Source organism: Tunturiibacter lichenicola (assembly GCF_051013355.1).
GTDB classification, from domain to species: Bacteria; Acidobacteriota; Terriglobia; order Terriglobales; family Acidobacteriaceae; genus Edaphobacter; species Edaphobacter lichenicola_F.
On sequence record NZ_CP132944.1, the window covers coordinates 707814 to 726892 of the forward strand.

General features: G+C 58.2%; 21 protein-coding genes. 17 read left to right on the top strand and 4 right to left on the bottom strand.

Translation table 11 applies throughout. From position 1 onward, the window contains the following. The first annotated feature begins 18 nt into the window (after nucleotides 1-18). Complete coding sequence (locus RBB82_RS03030; protein ID WP_433973642.1) at nucleotides 19-1155, top strand: cystathionine gamma-lyase; 1137 nt, start codon at nucleotides 19-21, stop codon at nucleotides 1153-1155. Further along, the gene (locus RBB82_RS03035) at nucleotides 1155-1766 is read left to right on the top strand and encodes a hypothetical protein (protein WP_433973643.1); all 612 of its coding nucleotides are present in this window, start codon (nucleotides 1155-1157) and stop codon (nucleotides 1764-1766) included. Before RBB82_RS03030 ends, RBB82_RS03035 begins: the two co-directional genes overlap by 1 nt. Here RBB82_RS03035 and rsmD read toward each other — a convergent pair. Then, complete coding sequence (gene rsmD, locus RBB82_RS03040) at nucleotides 1735-2370, bottom strand: 16S rRNA (guanine(966)-N(2))-methyltransferase RsmD (RefSeq protein ID WP_433973644.1); 636 nt, start codon at nucleotides 2368-2370, stop codon at nucleotides 1735-1737. The two genes, RBB82_RS03035 and rsmD, sit on opposite strands and share 32 nt — an antisense overlap. Between rsmD and RBB82_RS03045 the strand changes: the two genes are divergently transcribed. Continuing rightward, nucleotides 2345-3475 carry a site-2 protease family protein gene (locus tag RBB82_RS03045; protein ID WP_433973645.1) on the top strand — a complete coding sequence of 377 codons (1131 nt, stop codon included), beginning with the start codon at nucleotides 2345-2347 and terminating at the stop codon, nucleotides 3473-3475. The two genes, rsmD and RBB82_RS03045, sit on opposite strands and share 26 nt — an antisense overlap. Continuing rightward, the gene (rsmI, locus tag RBB82_RS03050; RefSeq protein WP_433973646.1) at nucleotides 3475-4359 is read left to right on the top strand and encodes a 16S rRNA (cytidine(1402)-2'-O)-methyltransferase; all 885 of its coding nucleotides are present in this window, start codon (nucleotides 3475-3477) and stop codon (nucleotides 4357-4359) included. Before RBB82_RS03045 ends, rsmI begins: the two co-directional genes overlap by 1 nt. Nucleotides 4360-4391: 32 nt before the next feature. On the opposite strand, the gene RBB82_RS03055 is transcribed toward rsmI, so the two are convergent. After that, a complete protein-coding gene (locus RBB82_RS03055; protein ID WP_433973647.1) occupies nucleotides 4392-4808 on the bottom strand; it encodes a hypothetical protein in 417 nt (138 codons plus the stop codon). A 104-nt stretch (nucleotides 4809-4912) separates the two neighbouring features. Here RBB82_RS03055 and RBB82_RS03060 point away from each other — a divergent pair, with 104 nt between their 5' ends. The 4 genes from RBB82_RS03060 (at nucleotide 4913) to moeB (ending at nucleotide 7929) form a co-directional block, all read left to right on the top strand. Beyond that, nucleotides 4913-5848, top strand: coding sequence for a PLP-dependent cysteine synthase family protein (locus tag RBB82_RS03060; protein ID WP_433973648.1), 936 nt, complete (start codon nucleotides 4913-4915; stop codon nucleotides 5846-5848). Between the two features lie 5 nt (nucleotides 5849-5853). Further along, the gene (locus RBB82_RS03065; RefSeq protein WP_433973649.1) at nucleotides 5854-6339 is read left to right on the top strand and encodes a Mov34/MPN/PAD-1 family protein; all 486 of its coding nucleotides are present in this window, start codon (nucleotides 5854-5856) and stop codon (nucleotides 6337-6339) included. Beyond that, on the top strand, nucleotides 6336-6623 hold the full coding sequence (locus tag RBB82_RS03070; protein ID WP_433973650.1) for a MoaD/ThiS family protein: 288 nt from the start codon (nucleotides 6336-6338) through the stop codon (nucleotides 6621-6623). The genes RBB82_RS03065 and RBB82_RS03070 overlap by 4 nt, the downstream gene beginning before the upstream one ends. An 85-nt stretch (nucleotides 6624-6708) precedes the next feature. Further along, nucleotides 6709-7929, top strand: a complete 1221-nt coding sequence (moeB, locus tag RBB82_RS03075) for a molybdopterin-synthase adenylyltransferase MoeB (RefSeq protein WP_433973651.1) — start codon at nucleotides 6709-6711, stop codon at nucleotides 7927-7929. 49 nt (nucleotides 7930-7978) lie between these two features. Here the strand turns inward: moeB and RBB82_RS03080 are convergent, their stop codons facing one another. Both RBB82_RS03080 and RBB82_RS03085 read right to left on the bottom strand, forming a co-directional pair. Continuing rightward, nucleotides 7979-9292, bottom strand: a complete 1314-nt coding sequence (locus RBB82_RS03080) for a homoserine dehydrogenase (RefSeq protein ID WP_433973652.1) — start codon at nucleotides 9290-9292, stop codon at nucleotides 7979-7981. Between the two features lies 1 nt (nucleotide 9293). Then, a complete protein-coding gene (locus RBB82_RS03085; protein ID WP_433973653.1) occupies nucleotides 9294-9746 on the bottom strand; it encodes a nucleoside deaminase in 453 nt (150 codons plus the stop codon). Between the two features lie 79 nt (nucleotides 9747-9825). Here RBB82_RS03085 and allB point away from each other — a divergent pair, with 79 nt between their 5' ends. The 9 genes from allB to hmgA all read left to right on the top strand — a co-directional run bounded on the left by allB (nucleotide 9826) and on the right by hmgA (nucleotide 19058). After that, the gene (gene allB, locus RBB82_RS03090) at nucleotides 9826-11172 is read left to right on the top strand and encodes an allantoinase AllB (protein WP_433973654.1); all 1347 of its coding nucleotides are present in this window, start codon (nucleotides 9826-9828) and stop codon (nucleotides 11170-11172) included. An 11-nt stretch (nucleotides 11173-11183) separates the two neighbouring features. After that, the gene (gene uraD / locus RBB82_RS03095; RefSeq protein WP_433973655.1) at nucleotides 11184-11699 is read left to right on the top strand and encodes a 2-oxo-4-hydroxy-4-carboxy-5-ureidoimidazoline decarboxylase; all 516 of its coding nucleotides are present in this window, start codon (nucleotides 11184-11186) and stop codon (nucleotides 11697-11699) included. Nucleotides 11700-11701: 2 nt separating this feature from the next. Continuing rightward, entirely contained in the window at nucleotides 11702-12040 is a 339-nt protein-coding gene (gene uraH / locus RBB82_RS03100) for a hydroxyisourate hydrolase (RefSeq protein WP_433973656.1), read from the top strand. 2 nt (nucleotides 12041-12042) lie between these two features. Further along, the gene (pucL, locus tag RBB82_RS03105; protein ID WP_433973657.1) at nucleotides 12043-12891 is read left to right on the top strand and encodes a factor-independent urate hydroxylase; all 849 of its coding nucleotides are present in this window, start codon (nucleotides 12043-12045) and stop codon (nucleotides 12889-12891) included. Nucleotides 12892-12910: 19 nt separating this feature from the next. Beyond that, nucleotides 12911-14167, top strand: a complete 1257-nt coding sequence (locus RBB82_RS03110; RefSeq protein WP_433973658.1) for an allantoate amidohydrolase — start codon at nucleotides 12911-12913, stop codon at nucleotides 14165-14167. Then, a complete protein-coding gene (gene allE, locus RBB82_RS03115; RefSeq protein WP_433973659.1) occupies nucleotides 14160-14894 on the top strand; it encodes a (S)-ureidoglycine aminohydrolase in 735 nt (244 codons plus the stop codon). The genes RBB82_RS03110 and allE overlap by 8 nt, the downstream gene beginning before the upstream one ends. A 43-nt stretch (nucleotides 14895-14937) precedes the next feature. Further along, a complete protein-coding gene (locus RBB82_RS03120) occupies nucleotides 14938-16191 on the top strand; it encodes a M20 family metallo-hydrolase (RefSeq protein ID WP_433973660.1) in 1254 nt (417 codons plus the stop codon). 11 nt (nucleotides 16192-16202) lie between these two features. Further along, nucleotides 16203-17639 (top strand): NAD-dependent succinate-semialdehyde dehydrogenase, encoded by a 1437-nt coding sequence (locus RBB82_RS03125; protein ID WP_433973661.1) that lies wholly within the window; start codon nucleotides 16203-16205, stop codon nucleotides 17637-17639. A gap of 120 nt (nucleotides 17640-17759) precedes the next feature. After that, nucleotides 17760-19058: a homogentisate 1,2-dioxygenase gene (hmgA, locus tag RBB82_RS03130; protein ID WP_433973662.1), complete on the top strand. Its 1299-nt coding sequence runs from the start codon at nucleotides 17760-17762 to the stop codon at nucleotides 19056-19058. The last annotated feature ends 21 nt before the right edge of the window (nucleotides 19059-19079 follow it).

A 19079-nucleotide genomic window follows, 5' to 3' on the forward strand; every position in this document is an offset into this window, starting at 1 on the left:
TAGTGCACCCCGTAATTTATGCGCGACGCTACCAAAATCATTCGTTCCACACTGACACATGCCGTCGCCGGTGAACCGCTCAACACTGGGCCTGTCTTCGCAGCGCCGTACCATACGCCGGGAGATTCTTCCGACACGCCCTACACCTACGCGCGCGCCCACAACCCGACCTGGACCGCGCTTGAAAAAGCCATTGGGCAGATGGAGTCGGGCCAACTGGCATCTGGAGAGGTTTACACCGCGAGCGCTTTGGTCTTTGCATCTGGCATGGCAGCGTGTACTGCAGTCTTCGGTGCCATTCTGCGACCCGGTGATGTGGTCGTGCTACCCTCAAACGCCTATTACACGGCGCGCATCCTGCTGCAGGAGTACTTCGCAATGATGGGCGTTGTATTACGCATGGCTCCCACGGCAGGAAACGCACAGGCTGAGTTATTAGAAGGTGCTCGACTCTTGTGGATCGAGTCGCCAAGCAATCCAGGCATGGAGATCTGCGACATCACCATGTTGTGCGATAAAGCGCATCGTGCAGGCGTTCTCGTCGCCGTCGACAACACCACGCCAACGCCATTAGGACAGTTGCCGCTGGCGCTCGGTGCGGACTTCTCCGTTGCATCCGATTCAAAGGCAATGACCGGACACAGTGATTTGCTGCTTGGTCATGTTGCGATGCGCAATCCGGAGCTGCTGGCCAAAATCGACCACTGGCGCACGCTGACTGGAGCGGCTCTGGGGCCGATGGAAGCGTGGTTGGCGCTCCGCTCGATTGCAACGTTGCCTCTGCGCCTCGAGCGCTCCTGCGAGAATGCACAGCGCATCGCCGAGTTTCTCACGACACGAAGCGAAGCCAAAAGCGTGCTATATCCGGGCCTTCCGACACATCCGGGACACGATATCGCCGCAAAACAGATGCGCTACTTCGGGCCGGTATTGAGCTTTGTTCTGCGAGATAAGGCGGCTGCCGAGGTCTTCGTAGCCAAGTCATCGCTGCTGACAGATGCGACCAGCTTCGGCGGTGTGACCACAACAGCGGAACGCCGCGCAAAGTGGGGTGGAGATGCGGTCGCCGGCGGATTCATCCGCATGAGCGCAGGTTGCGAGGCGATTGAGGACTTGATCGAAGACATGGCACAAGCACTGGACGCTATTCGATAATGGCGGACACGACAGCAGGCGCGGAAGGGTTTGCTCAAGACTGGAGCGCAGAAGTCTTGAAGACGCCTCCGTTGATCGCGCCTGCGAGGCAGTTTATCTATCCGCAACAGATTGCCGGAGAGGAAGATGCGTTGGCGCGAGGCGCTCTCCAACTCATGGTTCGGCCTGCAAATGGTGGGATGTTCTTAGCCACGTGCGCGCTTGGGTTTACCAATCCCGCGATGCCAACCGGGGTCTTCGCCTGTCCGACCCCGCGTGAGATGTGCGCGGTCGCGGGCGGATATGCCTACGTGGTCGACACGGAGCAGCCTGAGCGTTGCACACACATCATGCTGAAGCCAGTGGTCGAGGTGCGGCCTCTCACGACAAACGGGCTGTTACTGTTTGTAGGCTTTCACTCGATGATCGCCTGGGGTCGAAACGGACTCGCGTGGGAGTCCGCCAAGTTAAGTTGGGAAGGCATTCGGATTACCGGCATCGACGGCAACCTGCTGCACGGCATGGGATGGAATATGCTGACAGATCGCGAGGTTCCCTTCTCACTCGATCTGCTTACTGGTCAGCATCAGGGCGGGGGCTTTATTCAGAGGCCGCAAGCGCAAAAAAGCTGAGGGCTGCATCGCCCTGCTTCAACAGACGAGTGTGCTCTAACGCACCATAGCGCAAAGATAGCTTCGCCTTACTGCCATGCTCAGCGACAACCACCGCATCTTCGCTCAGAATTGCGCGGCCACGCACGCTGCCAAAGAAATTCAACGTTCCTGAGTATTCGTCCTCGGCTTCATAGGGGGGATCAAGGTAAACGATATCAATCGGCTTCGGCAATTTGCCTAGGCGCTGCAGTATCGCTCCCACACCCCGGTCTTCGAGAGTGAACCCTCGGCTTATCTTCAACGTCGTTAGATTCTGTCGAAGTGAGGCCAGTGCCGGTTCGGCATTTTCAGCAAACCAGATATGCTCAGCCCCACGACTGATTGCTTCAATTCCGACCGCGCCTGTGCCCGCGTAGAGATCGACGAATCGGCAACCTGAAAGGCGAGGCGCGAGGATATTGAAGAGCGTCTCGCGCAGACGGTCGCTCGTGGGTCGAGTTTGAAGCCCACGCGGAGCAATCAGCGGACGAGAGCGGTAAGTACCGGCGATAACACGCATCTTAACTATGGTATGCCGTCGGAGCGCACCGCGTGAGATGGCAGCGCATACAATGGTAGACATGCGTGGGTGGTCTTTTCCGATCGGCAGATTTCTCGGCGTGGATGTACGCATCCACACCTTCTTCCTCCTTCTTCTTGGGTTGTCGATCAGCTATGCCTCCGTGACGGGAGCGACAGGGGGACGAGGGTTCGGTCTCTGGCTGTTGCTATTGCTCGCCGTCGCAGTGCGCGAGGTTGCGCGCGCGATTGGTGCGGTCTGGTATGGACTGGAGTTGCGCAGCATCCTTCTGCTTCCCACAGGCGGCTTGATGAGCTACGCGACCACGGAAGCGACCGAAAAAGCTGCGACACCTGAGATGCAGAAGCGCATGGCAGTCATTGGGCCGATCGTAAATATCGGATTTGGATTGTTGCTGGCGGCAATGATCTTGACTGTTGCACCCGAGGTTAGTCTGTTCGAACGGCCCTGGATGGCTCCCTCTCACCTGCTGAGGGCCGCAGTATGGGTGAATATTCTGCTTGGCGTCGTCAATCTCTTACCTGCCTCGCCACTCGACGGCGGACGCGTCTTTCGTGGTGAGTTCGCCAAGACGAAGGGTGTGATCAAGGGCTCTCGGGCCGCCGCAGGACTTGGTCAGTTCATCGCCATTGCGTTGATCGTGGCGGGACTTCTGGTGCCGAATATGTGGCTGGTTATGATCGGCGCTTTTCTGATGATCGGCGCGCACATGGAGGACCAGGGGCTTCTGCTGCAGACGGACGTTGACGCAGTACGAATGCGCGACGTGATGCTGACGCAGTTCAGCCTGCTCTCGGCCTCTGACACACTCGAGGATGCGCTGCAGCGCTCGGTCCACACCCTTCAGGATGTCTTCCCTGTCGTGCGCGGAGCGAACCTGGTAGGAGCCGTCTCACGGCAGAGCATCGTCGAAGCGTTGCAGAGCGATGGCAACGGTTATGTACAAGGTGTAATGACGCGTTCCTTCCAAACCGCGCAGCCGGACGACTCCCTTGTGAAGACGCTACGACGCATCATGGCCGGCCAGGGCGCGCAGATGGTGCCTGTGCTTGAAGGGGATCGCATCGTCGGCATCATCACGCCGCAGAATCTTGCCCTGTCGATGGGTTTACTCAACCAGCGCCGCAAGCTGCGGCAACAGGAATAATGTTCGCGGATCAAGATAAGGACGAGCGACCTCTAGCGCCTGGGCTCTACCTGGTAGCCACTCCTATCGGCAACCTTGAAGACATCACGCTGCGAGCGTTGCGTGTTTTGCGTCGCGCAGACCGAATTGCCTGTGAAGACACACGGCAGACTCAAAAGCTGCTCAATCACTTTGAGATCCGTACCCCTACCGTGAGCTACCACATGCACAACGAAGGCACGCGAACCGAGGAGCTTGTCGCGGAGCTGAAACAGGGCGCGCGCATCGCCGTAGTCAGCGATGCTGGCACTCCTGGAATCGCCGATCCCGGCGGACAGATTGTCACAGCGGCACTGGCCGCGGGTGTCGACGTCTTTCCGGTTCCAGGAGCTAATGCGGCAATCAGCGGGCTCATCGCAAGTGGCTTGCCAACCGAGAGATTCACCTTCCATGGATTTCTTCCTGCAAAGGCAGGCCAGAGGAAGACCGCGCTCGAGGAGCTACCGCGTGGTGAGACAACGCACGTATTCTACGAGGCTCCCCACCGCATTCTGGACACGCTTGCTGACCTCGAAGCGGTCTTCGGGGATGCTCAGCACGTAGTCATCGCTCGCGAGCTGACCAAGCTTCACGAAGAGTTTCTGCGGGGCAGTGTGGATGCTCTTCGAGCTGAATTGGCTACGCGCGCAAGCATTCGCGGTGAGATTGTTCTGCTGTTCACGCTCAATCCAGCCGAGAACAGCTCTCAAAAGAAGAAAACAAGTCTAGCCGGCGAAGTCTCTGCGCTGATGAAGTTAGAAGGAATCAGCGAGATGGATGCTCTGAAGCGTGTCGCCCGCGAGCGCGGCATCGGCAAAAGCGAGGCCTACCGAGAGCTTCAGCGCGAACAAAACCGGCTTCGCTAAGCCGCTCCCTGAACAAACACGAGACCTCGGCCTTACTCGTCCCGGCCCTTGACGCGGTCGTAGTGATACACGTTGCTGGTAGTTCCCAACGACTGGTTGTACAGGCTCGTGGCTCCGATCGCGTCGTTCAGTTCCTCACTGAACTCGTGGATTGCACGAAGATGATCGGCCGTGGCGGGAATCTCCAACTTGCTGGTCTTGATGAACTTCTGGTAGCCACGGTCCAGCAACCGAGAAATCTCTCCGTTCAAGAGCCAGCCTGGGCGCGCGAGAACCTCGACAGTGCCGTCCGGAGCCGCGGCGATCTCCGCCGCGCAACCGTACTTCCTCACCTGCACAGCGTTAGGAGTACGCTTTGCACCCTCCTGCGCAGGTGCAACATCGAATCTTTGGCCGCCGAGGATCGCGAGAACGTCATTGAAGGTACGCTGTAGGGTCTTCTTTGCCATAAGTGCAATACGTTAGACTCAATTAACTGTCGCACATCTGCCGATGTCCTTCAATGGACTCGGTGCAAAACGATCCATATGCTCCAAATGAAGACGGAAACTGCATGATCACAACTGTCAAACCACTTGGAACGAGCATCCTCGAACGCATCGGCCACACACCGCTGGTACGGATCGAGCGGCTGACCGCCCATCTGCCGGGTATTCAGATTCTGGGCAAGGCAGAATGGGCAAACCCCGGCGGTTCGGTCAAAGATCGTGCCGCATCTGCCATCGTGACGGATGCACAACGGAGGGGCCTGCTCGGGAGCGGCCGAGGCCTTCTGGACGCTACCAGCGGAAATACAGGCATCGCCTACGCAATGCTGGGGGCCGCACTAGGATTTCGCGTAACACTGTGCATGCCGTCGAACGTCTCACCCGAACGGAAGCGTTACCTCGCAGCCTACGGGGCCGAGGTGATCTGGACCGACCCGGCCAACGGCTCAGACGGGGCGATCCGTAAGGCACGTGAGCTTGCCGCCGCCGAACCCGACAGATATTTTTACGCCGACCAGTACTCGAACGATGAAAACTGGAAGGCCCACTACCGTACTACCGCCAACGAGATCTGGGAGCAGACAGAAGGCCAGGTGACGCACTTCGTCGCCGGTCTCGGCACCAGCGGCACCTTCATGGGAACGACGCGCCGCCTCAAGGAGTTGAACCCCGCGATTCGCTGCATCTCGATGCAGCCGGACTCGCCGTTCAACGGGCTTGAAGGGCTGAAGCATATGGCGACCGCGATCGTGCCGCGCATCTACGACGCGGCGCTCGCCGACGTGAACATCGAAATGCCGACCGAGACCGCGTATCAAATGGTGAAGGATCTCGGCCGTAAGCATGGTCTTCTGGTCGGGATCTCGGCCGCTGCCGCAGTTGCAGCCTCACTTCAGATCGCCGAGCAAGAAGCTGGTGCTGGACGCGAAGCAGTGATCGTAACGGTTCTCTGCGACTCCGCAGAAAAATATATGAGCGAACGCTTCTGGCAGGAGGGGTGAGCAGCATGCTTCGCATTCATTACTCCGACTACGAGACGTTGCGCGCACACGGCGAAGAGACCTATCCAAACGAGTGCTGCGGCGTCCTGCTCGGCAAAAGCGTTGCTGGAGAAGGTAACCACGTGCAGCAGATCATCCGCGCCGGCAACACTCGCACGGACTCAGCACACAATCGCTACCACATTGCGCCGCAAGAGCTGGTTAAGATTCAACGGCAGGCACGTGGGTTGGGACTGGACATCGTCGGCTTCTACCATTCACACCCGGACCATCCGGCCCAGTGGTCAAAGACCGATTTCGCAGAAGCTCATTGGCTGGGCTGCTCCTACATCATCACCAGCGTTGAAAAGGGTAAAGCCGTCGTGACGAACTCGTTCTTACTCAGCGGGACTGGCGAAGAAGACAAGAACTTCAAAGACGAAGCCATTCAGATTGACATCGCCACAGACGCCGCCGGTACAGGGGTGCACAACCAGAAAGGTCAGGCATGAACATTCACATTCCCACGCCGCTTCGCGCATACACGGGCGGCCTCGAGACCGTTAGTATCGCCGGCGCAACCGTCGATGCGGTCTTCCAACAGCTCACAGTCGTCTACCCCGAGCTAAAGCAGCACTTGTTTACGCCTGAAGGCAAGCTGCGTTCGTTCGTCAACGTCTATTTGAACGATGATGACATTCGCTACCTCCAGGACAAAGAAGAGACTGCCGTCAAAGATACAGACGAGTTGACGATCATCCCGTCGATCGCCGGCGGAACGAACTGTTGGCTGTAAAACTTTTTCATTTGTAACCGCCGAAGAAGCTTTTATAGAACAACAATTTTGAGCCTGCCCATCATCGGAGCAAAAGGAAACGCCAATGCCAACCGCATTCGAAGAAATTACACTTCCGAAGTTGTCTAACGATGAGATCGCGCGCTACTCCCGACACTTGATTCTTCCAGAGGTCGGCATGGAGGGTCAGCAAAAGCTAAAGGCCGCAAAGGTGCTGTGCGTCGGCACCGGCGGTCTGGGCGCCCCGCTCGCGCTTTACCTTGCCGCCGCCGGCGTTGGAACAATCGGCCTGGTGGACTTCGATACCGTCGACGCCAGCAACCTGCAGCGTCAGATCATTCACTCCACCGCGACCGTCGGCATGCTCAAAGTCGATTCGGCCGAGATCATGCTCAAGGGTCTCAATCCGCATTTGAAGGTAGTGAAGCACAACACAATGCTCACCAGCGCCAACGCGCTCGAGATCTTCAAAGACTACGACGTCATCGCCGACGGCACGGACAACTTCCAGACCCGCTATCTCGTCAACGATGCCTGCGTCCTGCTGAACAAGCCGAATGCGTACGGATCCATCTTCCGCTTCGAAGGCCAGGCCAGCGTATTCGGCACCAAGGAAGGCCCCTGCTACCGCTGCCTCTACCCCGAGCCGCCACCACCAGGACTGGTTCCCTCCTGCGCCGAAGGGGGCGTACTCGGCATTCTGCCTGGTCTCGTCGGGGTCATCCAGGCCACCGAGACCATCAAGCTGATCCTCGGCATCGGCGAGCCGCTCGTTGGCCGTCTGCTGCTGGTCGATGCGCTCGGCATGAGCTTCCGGACGCTGAAGCTGCACAAAAATCCCGAGTGCCCCGTTTGCGGCCCCAACCCGACCGTGACCGAGCTGATTGACTACGACCAGTTCTGCGGCATCACTCCGCCGAGCGAGGTTGGCCCCCTCGAAGTCGCGAGAGACAAAGCTGTGAGTGACCTTCCAGTCGTCGACGGCGTTCCTCAGATCTCTGTTCAGGAGTTGAAGCGCAAGCTCGACGCGAAGGAAGATATATTCGTGCTCGACGTCCGTGAACCCCACGAGTATCAGATCGTGAATCTCGGTGCACCTTTGATCCCAGTTGGGGATATCGAGCGCCGCAGCTCTGACTTGGCCGACAAAAAGAACAGCGAGATTGTCGTCCACTGCAAGTCCGGCGCACGCAGCCAAAAAGCTGCTGTTGCCTTGAAAAATGCTGGCTTCACAAACGTGTCGAACCTCACCGGCGGAATTCTGGCCTGGGCTGACAAGATCGATCCAACTCTACCGAAGTACTAGATGCAAATCCATTTGCACAACGAAGCGGCGCACTCACCCTGCGCCGCTTTTATTCCGCTTTGTCTTCCGCTTCCAGCATCTGCAGACACAATGGACGCTCCAGCATGCAGTCCATCCGGGCGATAGAGGCTAACGCATGCTCTATAGTCGATGTCAGGCTCGGTTCAGTCGTAACCACAAATGGCAACCTATGTTTCGGATAGCCCCGCCGCTGCAGAAGCGAATCAATGTTCGCACCCACCGTCGTAAGTGCACCCGAAATAGCCGAAACAATCCCAGGCTTGTCATCGACAACAAAACGCAGGTAATGCGGAGCCATGAAGTCGCCTGTTACCTCGCGTTTCCTCACCGGCAGCTCCACAGTCTTGCAACCTTGTGCGACGGCCAGCACATCGGAGACAACGGCCACCGCGGTCGGCTCCCCACCTGCACCATGACCTGAGAACACGACGTCGCCCCCATACCTGCCGCTGACAATAACCATGTTCTGTGTGCCATGCGACCAGGCCATCGGCGAAGCGAGCGGAACGAGCATCGGCGCGACTCGCGCATGCACCAGCTTGCCGTCAAGCTCTGCGCGTGAGACCTGCCGAATCGTGCAGTTCAACTCCTTCGCGTAGGAAAAATCAATCGCTTCAATCGACGAGATCGTTTGTGTCGCAACTTCATCCGGATTGAGCTCCGCGTGCATCGCAATCCGAGAGAGAATGCAGAGCTTAGCGCGCGCGTCGTGCCCATCAACATCTGCGGCCGGGTCGGACTCTGCATATCCCAACTGCTGTGCATCCGCCAGCACGGTCGCGTAGTCGGCGCCCCCCTCCATCCGGCTCAGGATGTAGTTGCAAGTACCGTTCACAATGCCACTCAGCTTCGTCACCTGATCGCCGCCGAGACCCTGCAGCACACCCGGGATAACGGGGACACCTCCGGCAACGGCCGCCCCGTGCATCAAATAAACATCGTGCAGTGCCGCCAGCTTCGCAAGACTCGTTCCACGGTAGGCAATCAGTTGTTTATTCGCTGTCACAACCGACTTCCCCGCAGCAAGAGCCTTTCGCAGCCAGCCCTCCACGGGATTCAAACCACCCATCAACTCAACCACAATATCGACGTCAGAACGTAGGATGACATCGATGTTGTCGGTCCACACTACGGACGCAGGCACCAACTTAGCTGCGTCGGAGCTACGCTTTTTCGCGGGGTTGCGATTGAAGATGTGGGTCAGCTCCACGCCACGAAACTTCGACGCGGCAAGGACCCGCGCCACCGAACTGCCAACGGTCCCGAATCCAAGCAGAGCCACTTTGACCACTGAATCTACCTGTGCCTTGTTGATGGATATCTTCTTCCGCTTGGTCGCCATATTAGTACTCGATCCTGCCAGCGTGGGCGCGCCATGCATCAAAACTTGCTATTGCCTGCTCCGGCAGCAGATTTATCGTCGGAATCTTGCGCTCACTGATTGGCCGCTTCAACTCTTCATACAGATAAGCGTCGTCGAAGCCAGCAGCCGCGGCGTCAGCAGCACTGCTGCCATAGAAGATCACCTCACAACGCGACCAGTAAATTGCAGCGAGACACATGGGGCACGGTTCGCAGCTGGTATAGATATGGCAGCCTCTCAGTTCAAAGGTCGCAAGTGCGGTACACGCGTTGCGGATTGCTACAATCTCGCCATGCGCCGTTGGATCGTTGGTTGCAGTAACAAGATTCGCACCCGTGGCGAGAATCTCGCCATCGCGCACGATGACCGCGCCAAATGGCCCTCCTCGCCCGGAGGTTACATTCTCCGTCGCCAAAGCGATAGCTTTTTGCATGAATATTGGGTTGCCCTGCATTCGGCTCGATATCCTTATAGCGCGCTTTGCGCGTCGAAGATGACGGAATAATCAAATTATGGCACATGCCTATATCTCGAAACGCATCGTCACTCCGCTCGGCACGCAAGACGGCGCGCTCCTGGTAGAAGACCGAAAGATACGAGCCATCTGCCGACGGTCGGATGTGCCCAGGGATGCGATCGTTATCGACTGCGGCAACGATGCCCTGCTGCCCGGACTAGTAGACACACACGTCCACATCAACCAGCCGGGCCGCACTGAATGGGAGGGGTTTCGTACGGCCACACGCGCCGCCGCAGCCGGCGGCTACACCACGCTGGTCGATATGCCGCTGAACTGTCTCCCCGAAACCACTACCGTAGCTGCCCTAGAGGAGAAACGCCGGTCCGCAAAGGGCGAGTGTTTCGTCGACTGGGCCCCCTGGGGCGGCGCAGTCGCGGACAATCAACCCCACATCCTGCCACTCGCTCGCGCCGGTGTCCTGGGATTCAAATGTTTCCTCATCTACCCCGGTTGCGATGGCTTCACCATGATCGATCAGCAGCAGTTGGAGGCTGCGTTGCCGTCCATCGCTGAGTCCGGTCTCCCGCTTCTTGTGCATGCAGAACTCGCCGGGCCAATCGACGCTGCGATGCAGAGTCTAAGCAACGCGGATTGGCGCAGCTATGCAACCTATCTAGCCTCGCGGCCTGACGAGGCGGAGCTCGAGGCAATTCGACTCATGATCAGGCTCTGCCGCCAATACAGCTTCCGTCTCCATATCGTCCATCTCTCAACCGCGATGGCACTAGCAGAGATAAAGGCCGCCCGCGACGAAGGACTTCTGATCACCGTAGAGACGTGCCCTCACTATCTCCACTTTGCTGCAGGGAAGATCGCCGACGGCGCAACTCTGTTGAAATGCGCACCCCCGATTCGAAGCGAGCAAAATCGGTTAGCACTATGGCATGCTCTCCGTGAAGGCGTCATCGACATGATCGTCACTGACCACTCTCCCTGCCCGCCTGAGATGAAGCGTCAGGATACAGGCCGCTTCGATCAAGCCTGGGGAGGAATTGCCAGCCTCTCCCTCGCTGTCTCGATCATTCATACCGAGTGTTCTTCCCGCGGTTGCTCACTTGAAGACATCGCTCGCTGGATGAGCAGCGCACCGGCTGCCCTTGCTGGCTTGAGTCACAAGGTTGGCACTTTGGAAGCCGGCCGCGAAGCAAACTTCATCATCTTCGACACGGACAGCGAGTTCCTCGTCAGAGCCGACAGATTGCACTATCGCCACTCCGTCTCTCCGTACATGGGAGAGACCCTACGCGGCATAGTTAAACAAACCTATCTCCGCGGAGAATCCATCTACCGTGAAGGCACCTTCACATCCACTCCTTCAGGCCGCGAGGTCACGTTATAGTAAGCAAATACATGAACAAAGTCCTGGCCCGATGGAACTCGCTTGACCCTGCCACTGCGGCCCGCGAGGCGCTACCATGCTGCGGTTCACAGGCATTGGCGGTCGCACTCGCCTCCAAGCGGCCCTTCGTGGATACGGCTTCCGTGGTCGAGGCATCCGCCGCTGTGTGGTTTGCTCTGCCCGAAGCAGCTTGGCAAGAGGCGTTTGACAGCCACCCCCGCATTGGACAAAAGCATGCACAGACCGTTGCGACCGAAAAATCTTTACAGTGGTCTGCACAGGAACAACGGGCTGCGCTATCAACGGATGAGGCTGCAAAAGAAGCTCTTGAAGAAGCGAATCGTCGCTATGAGCAGAAGTTCGAACGCATCTTTATCGTTTGCGCAACAGGAAAAACATCTGCCGAAATCCTTACCATCCTTGAAACAAGGATGCAGAACGACGCAGCAACAGAGTTCCGCGAAGCAGCCGAGCAACAACGTCAAATCACACAACTTCGTCTTCAACGATGGCTGGAGTCCGACTGACAATGGGCATCTCGACGCACCTCCTAGACACCGCACTGGGCAGACCGGCAGCAGGTGTTCCAATCGCCCTCGCTCGCATGTCAAACAACGAGTGGTCGCCAATCAACGATGCGACGACCGATCAGGACGGCCGCTGCAAGTATCTGTTGCCGGCAACACACACCCTGCAGTCAGGAACATATCGCGTTCGCTTCGAAACCGCAGCCTACTATAGACAGCACCAACTAGATGGGCTGTATCCCTATATCGAGATAGTTTTTTCAGTGACTGATTGCGAACAGCACTACCATATCCCCCTGCTCCTGACGGCAAACGGCTACACCACCTACCGAGGAAGCTGAACATGATTGAGCTGGCTGAAAATCGCTACGGTAAATCTCGCGTACGCCTGATGAAAGTGACGCGGCATGAGTACGGACACGATCTCCGCGAGTGGACAGTTCAAGTGTTGCTCCGCGGCGACTTCAATACCGCGCATCTCGATGGCGACAACAGCAAGATTCTTCCGACAGACACGATGAAGAACACCGTGTACTCTCTCGCTCGGACTTCAAAGGCAACCTCAATGGAGGAATACGCCAAAGAACTTGCCGACTTTCTCCTCGGACGCAACCCACAGGTTGAATCCGTTTCGATCCGCATCGAGAGCACGCTATGGAAGCGCCTTACCGTTGACGGCGAGCCGCATCCAAGCGCCTTCATGCGCGGCAGTAACGAACTCCAAACCACAAGCGTCGAACGTGCACAGAATGGTGCATTCCACGTTCTCTCAGGCCTCGACAACCTCGTCCTCCTCAAAACAGCGAACTCCGGCTTCGAAGGCTACATCAAGGATTCATTGACCACACTACCCGAAACAAAAGACCGGCTCTTCGGAACCGCCGTCAGTGCGGAGTGGCGCTACACCTCCGCGAACCTGAACTTCGACGCCGTCCGCACGGCTCTTCGCGAGGCCCTCCTTCGTACATTCGCGAATCACGACAGCAAATCCGTTCAGCAGACCCTGTATGCGATGGCTCAGAGTGCACTCGAAGAAGTGGCCGAGATCGATGACATCGAGATCATCATGCCGAACAAGCACTGCCTTCTAGTCGATCTGTCGCGCTTCGGACAGGACAATCCTAACGAAATCTTCGTCCCGACAGACGAACCACACGGATATATCGAAGCGCGCGTCCGGCGCAAATCCTGAAACGATCAAATAAGCAACCATGTCAGTCACAAAAATAGATCGCGCCGCTCGCATCATCGCCCGCTGTAGGGAGATTGCAAGCCATACAGAGATTTCTGGCGAGACTACAAGACGTTTTTTGACGCCGCCCATGCACGCCGTCCATAAATTGATACACGATTGGATGGTGGCCGCCGGAATGACAGTGCACGTTGACGCCATCGGCAACGTCCGTGGTTTGTACCCAGCAAACACAACGAAATCACCACGTCTGATCATTGGTTCGCATCTTGATACTGTACCCAACGCCGGCGCCTTCGACGGCATCTTGGGAGTGGTTCTCGGTATCGCCGTAATCGAAGAGCTACAGGGTAAACACCTTCCTTTCTCCATCGAGGTCATCGGATTTTCAGAAGAGGAGGGTGTACGTTTCAGCACACCTTTCCTTGGGAGCCTCGCAGTAGTTGGTAACTTGTATGCCGAAACTCTCGCCCGCAAGGATCGAGACGGTGTCAGCCTCACTGAAGCGATTCGCGCCTACGGTCTTGATCCGGCACAGCTCCCAGCAGCGGTCCTATCCGACGAGTCATTCGCGTACCTCGAGTTTCACATCGAACAAGGACCAATCCTCGAGAGCGAAGAGTTATCGCTAGGAGTCGTCGAAGCTTTGGTCGGCCAGACCCGAATGCAATTCGTCTTCGATGGACAAGCTAACCACGCAGGTACCACTCCCATGCATCTGAGGCGCGACGCAATGGCTGCTGCCGCCGAATGGATCGTTGCGGTCGAAGATTACGCGTCCTCGCACAAAGGCCTTGTCGCCACCGTCGGCAAAGTAGAAGTCTCTCCTGGCGCTGGGAACGTCATTGCAGGACGGGTAACAGCATCGCTCGACGTCCGCCACGCCGAAGACTCGGTCCGCAACACCGCCGTGGCCGCGCTGACTGCTGCAGCAAAGAGCTTAAGCGCCAAACGCACTGTCCAGGTCACATTCGTCACTCAACTTGAGCAGCGGGCCGTACCGCTAGATCCATCCCTGACTGATATGCTCCACACCGCCGCGGCCCGGGTAGGCTTCACTTGTCGCAGGATGACCAGTGGTGCCGGCCACGATGCAATGATTCTCGCTCCGAGCGTCCCCTCATCCATGCTCTTTCTTCGTAGTCCGAGAGGTCTCAGCCATCATCCGGACGAATCTGTTTTACCTCAGGACGTTGAAGCCGCACTCGCCACAGCACTGGAGTTCCTCACCCTGTTGGGCGATGATAAATCGAAGCTAAAGGACGGCCATGCATAACCTCGGACAGACCCGTAGCACCAATCAACGCGACCACCTGCTCCACACGCCGGACACCTTCGTCCGCGCTGCGCTACCAGGCATGGAACTCGCCACTGCCGTCGTCCATATCTCACCCGCAGGTGGCGCGGCCTTCATGCAGTACACCGCTGAGCTTGAGCCAGGCGGCAAGCTCGGCCCCACCTCCAATCAGCGGTTCATCTATACGTTGGCGGGCGCCGCCGACCTCGCGACTGACACAACTTTTCAGACTCTGACCCCAGGCGCATACGCTTATCTTCCCGAAGACACTGCACACACACTGACGGCGCAGCAGACAACACGGCTTGCGGTTATCGAAAAACCGTACGACACGCTAACGTCTGTCTCTGCCCCAGAGCCGTTGGTAGGCCACGAGCACAAAACCCTTTCTGTGCCGCTTAATGACGACCCTGACCTTCAGGTTCGCAGCCTTATTCCCAACTCCCTATCTTTCGACTTTGCCGTCAACACAATGATCTACCAACCAGGTGCCGCACTCAGCATGGTCGAAGTACACGTCATGGAACACGGTCTGCTGATGCTCGAAGGTGGCGGCATCTACCGACTGGGAGACAGCTGGTATCCCGTCACCGCAGGCGACTTCATCTGGATGGGCCCCTTCTGCCCGCAGTGGTTCGGCGCGCTCGGCAAACGCCCGGCGAAATACCTCATCTACAAAGATTGGAACAGGCATCCACTCGTCTGATATCCACAACGCAGTCAGAAACGGCGGAACAATTATTTTGGAGATGCAGATACAAATCGATCAAGCGCGACTGACAAGCGAACTACAGACCCTCGCCACCTTCACCGACGCTGAGCCCGTCAGCGACGGGACTTCTGTCACCCGAGTCGTTTTTTCATCCGATGATCTCCGCGCTCGCGCGTGGCTGCAAGAACTAGCAACCGCAGAAGGTTTCGAGATATGCGACGACGCCGTGGGCAACATCTTCATCCGTTGGACCGGCACAGAGCCCCACTTACCCGCTGTCGCCACCGGCTCTCACACCGACGCCATACCGCATGCGGGCATGTACGACGGCACGGTCGGCGTACTCGGCGGCCTGGAGGCGATGCGTGCGCTCAAGCGAAGCGGTCTGCGCCCGCGCCGCTCCATCGAGCTCGTCATGTTCACCTCGGAGGAGCCGACCCGCTTTGGCATCGGTTGTCTCGGCAGCCGTCTTATCTCCGGCACTCTCGATCCCTTCCGAGCAGACGCGATGCAGGACAAAGAGGAAGCAACCCTCGCTGCAGTCCGCACCACCGCAGGCTTCAGTGGCACGCTTTCTTCCGTTCGCCTACCCGCCGACTACTACCACGCCTGGCTCGAACTCCATATCGAGCAGGGGCCTCTACTCGAACGCGAAGGCATTCCAATCGGCATCGTCACCAGCATCGCTGCCCCGGCTGGTTATCGTTTCACCATCACCGGCTTCGGCGGTCACGCCGGAGCACTCCTCATGCCTGACCGCAAAGACGCGCTCTGCGCCGCCGCCGAACTCATCCTCTCCGTCGAAAAACACGCGCTCGCCACAGGAGCCATCGACACCGTCGCGACTGTCGGTACCTGCGACGTCCACCCCGGCGCGGTCAACAGCGTCCCCAGCCGCGTCGTCCTTCAACTCGACATCCGCGACACCGACCCCGTACGCAGGGAGAGCGTTATGCAGTCTATCCGCCAAGACTGCGAGCAGCTCCGCCAGCACCGCAAAGCTGCAATCACGGAAGAACTGGTCAACGCCGACGTCCCCGCACAGTCCTCACCACACATCATCCAACTGCTGGAAACGGTTTGCACCGAACAAAGCATTCAATACAAAAAAATGGTCAGCCGCGCATACCACGACTCACTCTTCATGGCCCGCATCGCACCAATCGCCATGATCTTTATCCCCTGCCGCAACGGCGTCAGCCACAGGCCTGACGAATATGCTGCCCCAGCAGATACCACTCTTGGGGTACACCTGCTCGCCTCAGTCCTTGCTAAGCTAGCATTAGAGTAGACCGCGTCTAAATGGCCATCGAATCGATCAATCCCGCTACCGGCAAGCTTCTACGCCAGTTTGAACCGCTCACCGACGAAGCCGCGCGCCAGAAGATCGCCGTTGCCGCAGAGGCTTTTCGCACCTACGCGCTGATACCGATTGAACACCGGGCACTATGGATGCGCAAACTTGCGTCCATCCTTGACAACGAGTTAGACGACCTCTCCACTCTCATCACGCTGGAGATGGGCAAGCCGATCGAAGCGTCCCGTTACGAAATTTTGAAGTGCGCCGACGCTTGCCGCTACTACGCCGAACACGCCGCACGAATCCTCGCACCCGAGTCCATTCCCACCGAGCACAACCACAGTTACGTCCGATGGGATCCCCTCGGTGTCGTGCTCGCCGTAATGCCCTGGAACTTTCCGTTCTGGCAGGTCTTCCGCTTTCTCGCACCTGCATTGATGGCCGGCAACGTCGCGGTACTCAAACATGCTCCAAACGTTCCACAATGCGCTCTTGCCATCGAGGCTCTCGTCCGTCGCGCCGGCTTCCCCCGCGGCACCTTTCAAAGTCTCTTCCTCGATGTACAGCAGGTTGAAACGATCCTTGGCGATGACCGCATCGTAGCCGTCACCGTCACCGGCAGCGAAGCTGCTGGCCGAGCCATCGGAGCACAGGCGGGCTGGCTCATTAAAAAATCAGTCCTCGAACTCGGCGGCAGCGACCCATTCATCGTGATGCCCTCAGCCGATCTCGACCTCGCCATCGAAACCGCCATCCGCGCACGCTGTGTCAACAGCGGACAATCCTGCATCGCCGCAAAGCGCTTCATCGTCGCAGACGAGATCTACGATGCCTTCGAGTCCCGCTTCGTCGCCGGCATGGAGGCGATTCGCGTCGGCGATCCCATGAAGCCAGAGGTCCAGGTCGGCCCACTCGTAACCGCGCACGCCGTTGACCTTCTCGAAGAACAAGTGAAAGCGGCGACCCGCGTCGGCGCACGCATCCTCACCGGCGGCGAGCGCATGCTCGGTGCAGGCAATTATTTCGAGCCAACCGTCATAACCGGCATACCGCGCAACTCTGCGGTCTATCGCGAAGAACTCTTTGGCCCTGTCGCCATGCTCTTCCGGGCTCAAGATCTCAACGAGGCCATCGAGATCGCTAACGACACGCCTTTTGGTCTCGGAGCCTCCGCCTGGACTCGTGATCCTGCCGAGCAACAACGGCTAGTCGCCGAACTACAGTGCGGCGGAGTCTTCCTGAACACCATGGTGGCCAGTGACCCGCGCCTTCCCTTCGGCGGAATCAAACGCTCCGGTTACGGACGCGAACTATCGGCCGCAGGCATGCGCGAGTTCCTCAACGCAAAGACTGTTGTGATCGCGTCTGCAGGCTCAACGCACGAGGCTGTCAGCAAACCGTATCTCGTAGCTACCGCCGACACCCTCCAAACTAGGTAGCACTTACTTCCCCACAACACGAGACACATGTTTTCGGCTAAGCTTCTGTGTCGCAGAGAAGCCTTCTTCGCTCGCCGCGAAGCTTCGTCGACCAGACCTATCGTCACCGAGAGGAACACAATGCCCGATCTCAAGTACTTCACCGGCTTCGGAAACGAGTTTGCAACCGAAGCTCATCCAGGCGGCCTCCCCGTCGGCCAGAACGCTCCCCAAAAAGCCCCGCTCGGCCTCTACACCGAGCAACTGAGCGGCAGCCCCTTCACCGCACCGCGGCTGCTCAACCGCCGCACCTGGACCTACCGGATTCGCCCCTCCGTCATGCACAAGCCGTACGAGAGAATCGCAAGCGGCATGGTCCGCTCAACCCCCTTCAACGAAGTCGAAACCACACCCAGTCAACTGCGTTGGGACCCCTTGCCGCTACCATCAACCCCAGTCGATTTCGTAGACGGCCTCACAACCCTCGCAGGCAACGGCGACCTGACGATGCACTCCGGCGTCGCGATCCATATCTACGCCGCCAACAAAAGCATGACTGACCGCTTCTTCTACTCAGCCGACGGCGAACTCCTCTTCGTCCCTCAGCTAGGCCGGCTCATGCTCCACACCGAACTCGGCATTCTCGATCTAACTCCCGGCGAAATAGCCCTCATCCCGCGCGGCATCAAGTTCCGTGTCGAGCTACTCGAGCCCCAGGCCCGCGGCTACCTCCTCGAAAACTATGGCGCCAGCTTTCGTTTACCCGAACTCGGAGCAATCGGTGCCAACGGCCTCGCCAACAGCCGCGACTTCCTCACTCCGCACGCCGCCTACGACGACCGCGACAACGCCACCTTCCAGGTCGTCGCAAAATTCCAAGGCAATCTATGGGCCTCCGACTTCGACCACTCCCCACTCGACGTCGTCGCCTGGCACGGTAACTACGCGCCCTGCAAGTACGATCTCGCCCGCTTCAACTGCATCAACTCCGTAAGCTTCGACCATCCCGATCCTTCGATCTACACCGTTCTCACCTCACCCAGTGAGATCCCCGGCACCGCCAACGTCGACTTCGCTATCTTCCCGCCGCGCTGGATCGTCGCAGAACACACCTTCCGTCCGCCATGGTTCCATCGCAACTTCATGAACGAGTTCATGGGTCTCGTCACCGGCGAGTACGACGCCAAGGCCGAAGGCTTCGTCCCCGGCGGAGCCAGCCTCCACAACTGCATGAGCGGCCACGGCCCCGACGCCGAGACCTTCATTCGCGCCAGTGCTGCCGAACTAAAACCGGTCAAACTGGAAGGAACTCTCGCCTTCATGTTCGAAACACGCTTCGTCTGCCGCCCAACAAAGTTTGCGATGGACACCGCTGCCCGCCAGCACGAGTACTACACCTGCTGGCAGACACTCAAAAAGAACTTCAACGCCTCGAAGTAATCAGGCAGTGATAGCACGCAT

What these genes read in the sequence shown, in the direction of transcription:
- RBB82_RS03055 (WP_433973647.1), bottom strand. Translation starts at nt 4,808, where the DNA reads ATGGCAAAGAAGACCCTACAGCGTACCTTCAATGACGTTCTCGCGATC.
- rsmD (WP_433973644.1), bottom strand. Translation starts at nt 2,370, where the DNA reads ATGTCTACCATTGTATGCGCTGCCATCTCACGCGGTGCGCTCCGACGG.
- RBB82_RS03080 (WP_433973652.1), bottom strand. Translation starts at nt 9,292, where the DNA reads ATGGCGACCAAGCGGAAGAAGATATCCATCAACAAGGCACAGGTAGAT.
- moeB (WP_433973651.1), top strand. Translation starts at nt 6,709, where the DNA reads ATGCCAACCGCATTCGAAGAAATTACACTTCCGAAGTTGTCTAACGAT.
- pucL (WP_433973657.1), top strand. Translation starts at nt 12,043, where the DNA reads ATGATTGAGCTGGCTGAAAATCGCTACGGTAAATCTCGCGTACGCCTG.
- RBB82_RS03045 (WP_433973645.1), top strand. Translation starts at nt 2,345, where the DNA reads ATGGCAGCGCATACAATGGTAGACATGCGTGGGTGGTCTTTTCCGATC.
- hmgA (WP_433973662.1), top strand. Translation starts at nt 17,760, where the DNA reads ATGCCCGATCTCAAGTACTTCACCGGCTTCGGAAACGAGTTTGCAACC.
- RBB82_RS03035 (WP_433973643.1), top strand. Translation starts at nt 1,155, where the DNA reads ATGGCGGACACGACAGCAGGCGCGGAAGGGTTTGCTCAAGACTGGAGC.
- RBB82_RS03085 (WP_433973653.1), bottom strand. Translation starts at nt 9,746, where the DNA reads ATGCAAAAAGCTATCGCTTTGGCGACGGAGAATGTAACCTCCGGGCGA.
- rsmI (WP_433973646.1), top strand. Translation starts at nt 3,475, where the DNA reads ATGTTCGCGGATCAAGATAAGGACGAGCGACCTCTAGCGCCTGGGCTC.
- allE (WP_433973659.1), top strand. Translation starts at nt 14,160, where the DNA reads ATGCATAACCTCGGACAGACCCGTAGCACCAATCAACGCGACCACCTG.
- uraH (WP_433973656.1), top strand. Translation starts at nt 11,702, where the DNA reads ATGGGCATCTCGACGCACCTCCTAGACACCGCACTGGGCAGACCGGCA.
- RBB82_RS03030 (WP_433973642.1), top strand. Translation starts at nt 19, where the DNA reads ATGCGCGACGCTACCAAAATCATTCGTTCCACACTGACACATGCCGTC.
- RBB82_RS03070 (WP_433973650.1), top strand. Translation starts at nt 6,336, where the DNA reads ATGAACATTCACATTCCCACGCCGCTTCGCGCATACACGGGCGGCCTC.
- RBB82_RS03065 (WP_433973649.1), top strand. Translation starts at nt 5,854, where the DNA reads ATGCTTCGCATTCATTACTCCGACTACGAGACGTTGCGCGCACACGGC.
- RBB82_RS03060 (WP_433973648.1), top strand. Translation starts at nt 4,913, where the DNA reads ATGATCACAACTGTCAAACCACTTGGAACGAGCATCCTCGAACGCATC.
- RBB82_RS03125 (WP_433973661.1), top strand. Translation starts at nt 16,203, where the DNA reads ATGGCCATCGAATCGATCAATCCCGCTACCGGCAAGCTTCTACGCCAG.
- allB (WP_433973654.1), top strand. Translation starts at nt 9,826, where the DNA reads ATGGCACATGCCTATATCTCGAAACGCATCGTCACTCCGCTCGGCACG.
- RBB82_RS03120 (WP_433973660.1), top strand. Translation starts at nt 14,938, where the DNA reads ATGCAGATACAAATCGATCAAGCGCGACTGACAAGCGAACTACAGACC.
- uraD (WP_433973655.1), top strand. Translation starts at nt 11,184, where the DNA reads ATGAACAAAGTCCTGGCCCGATGGAACTCGCTTGACCCTGCCACTGCG.
- RBB82_RS03110 (WP_433973658.1), top strand. Translation starts at nt 12,911, where the DNA reads ATGTCAGTCACAAAAATAGATCGCGCCGCTCGCATCATCGCCCGCTGT.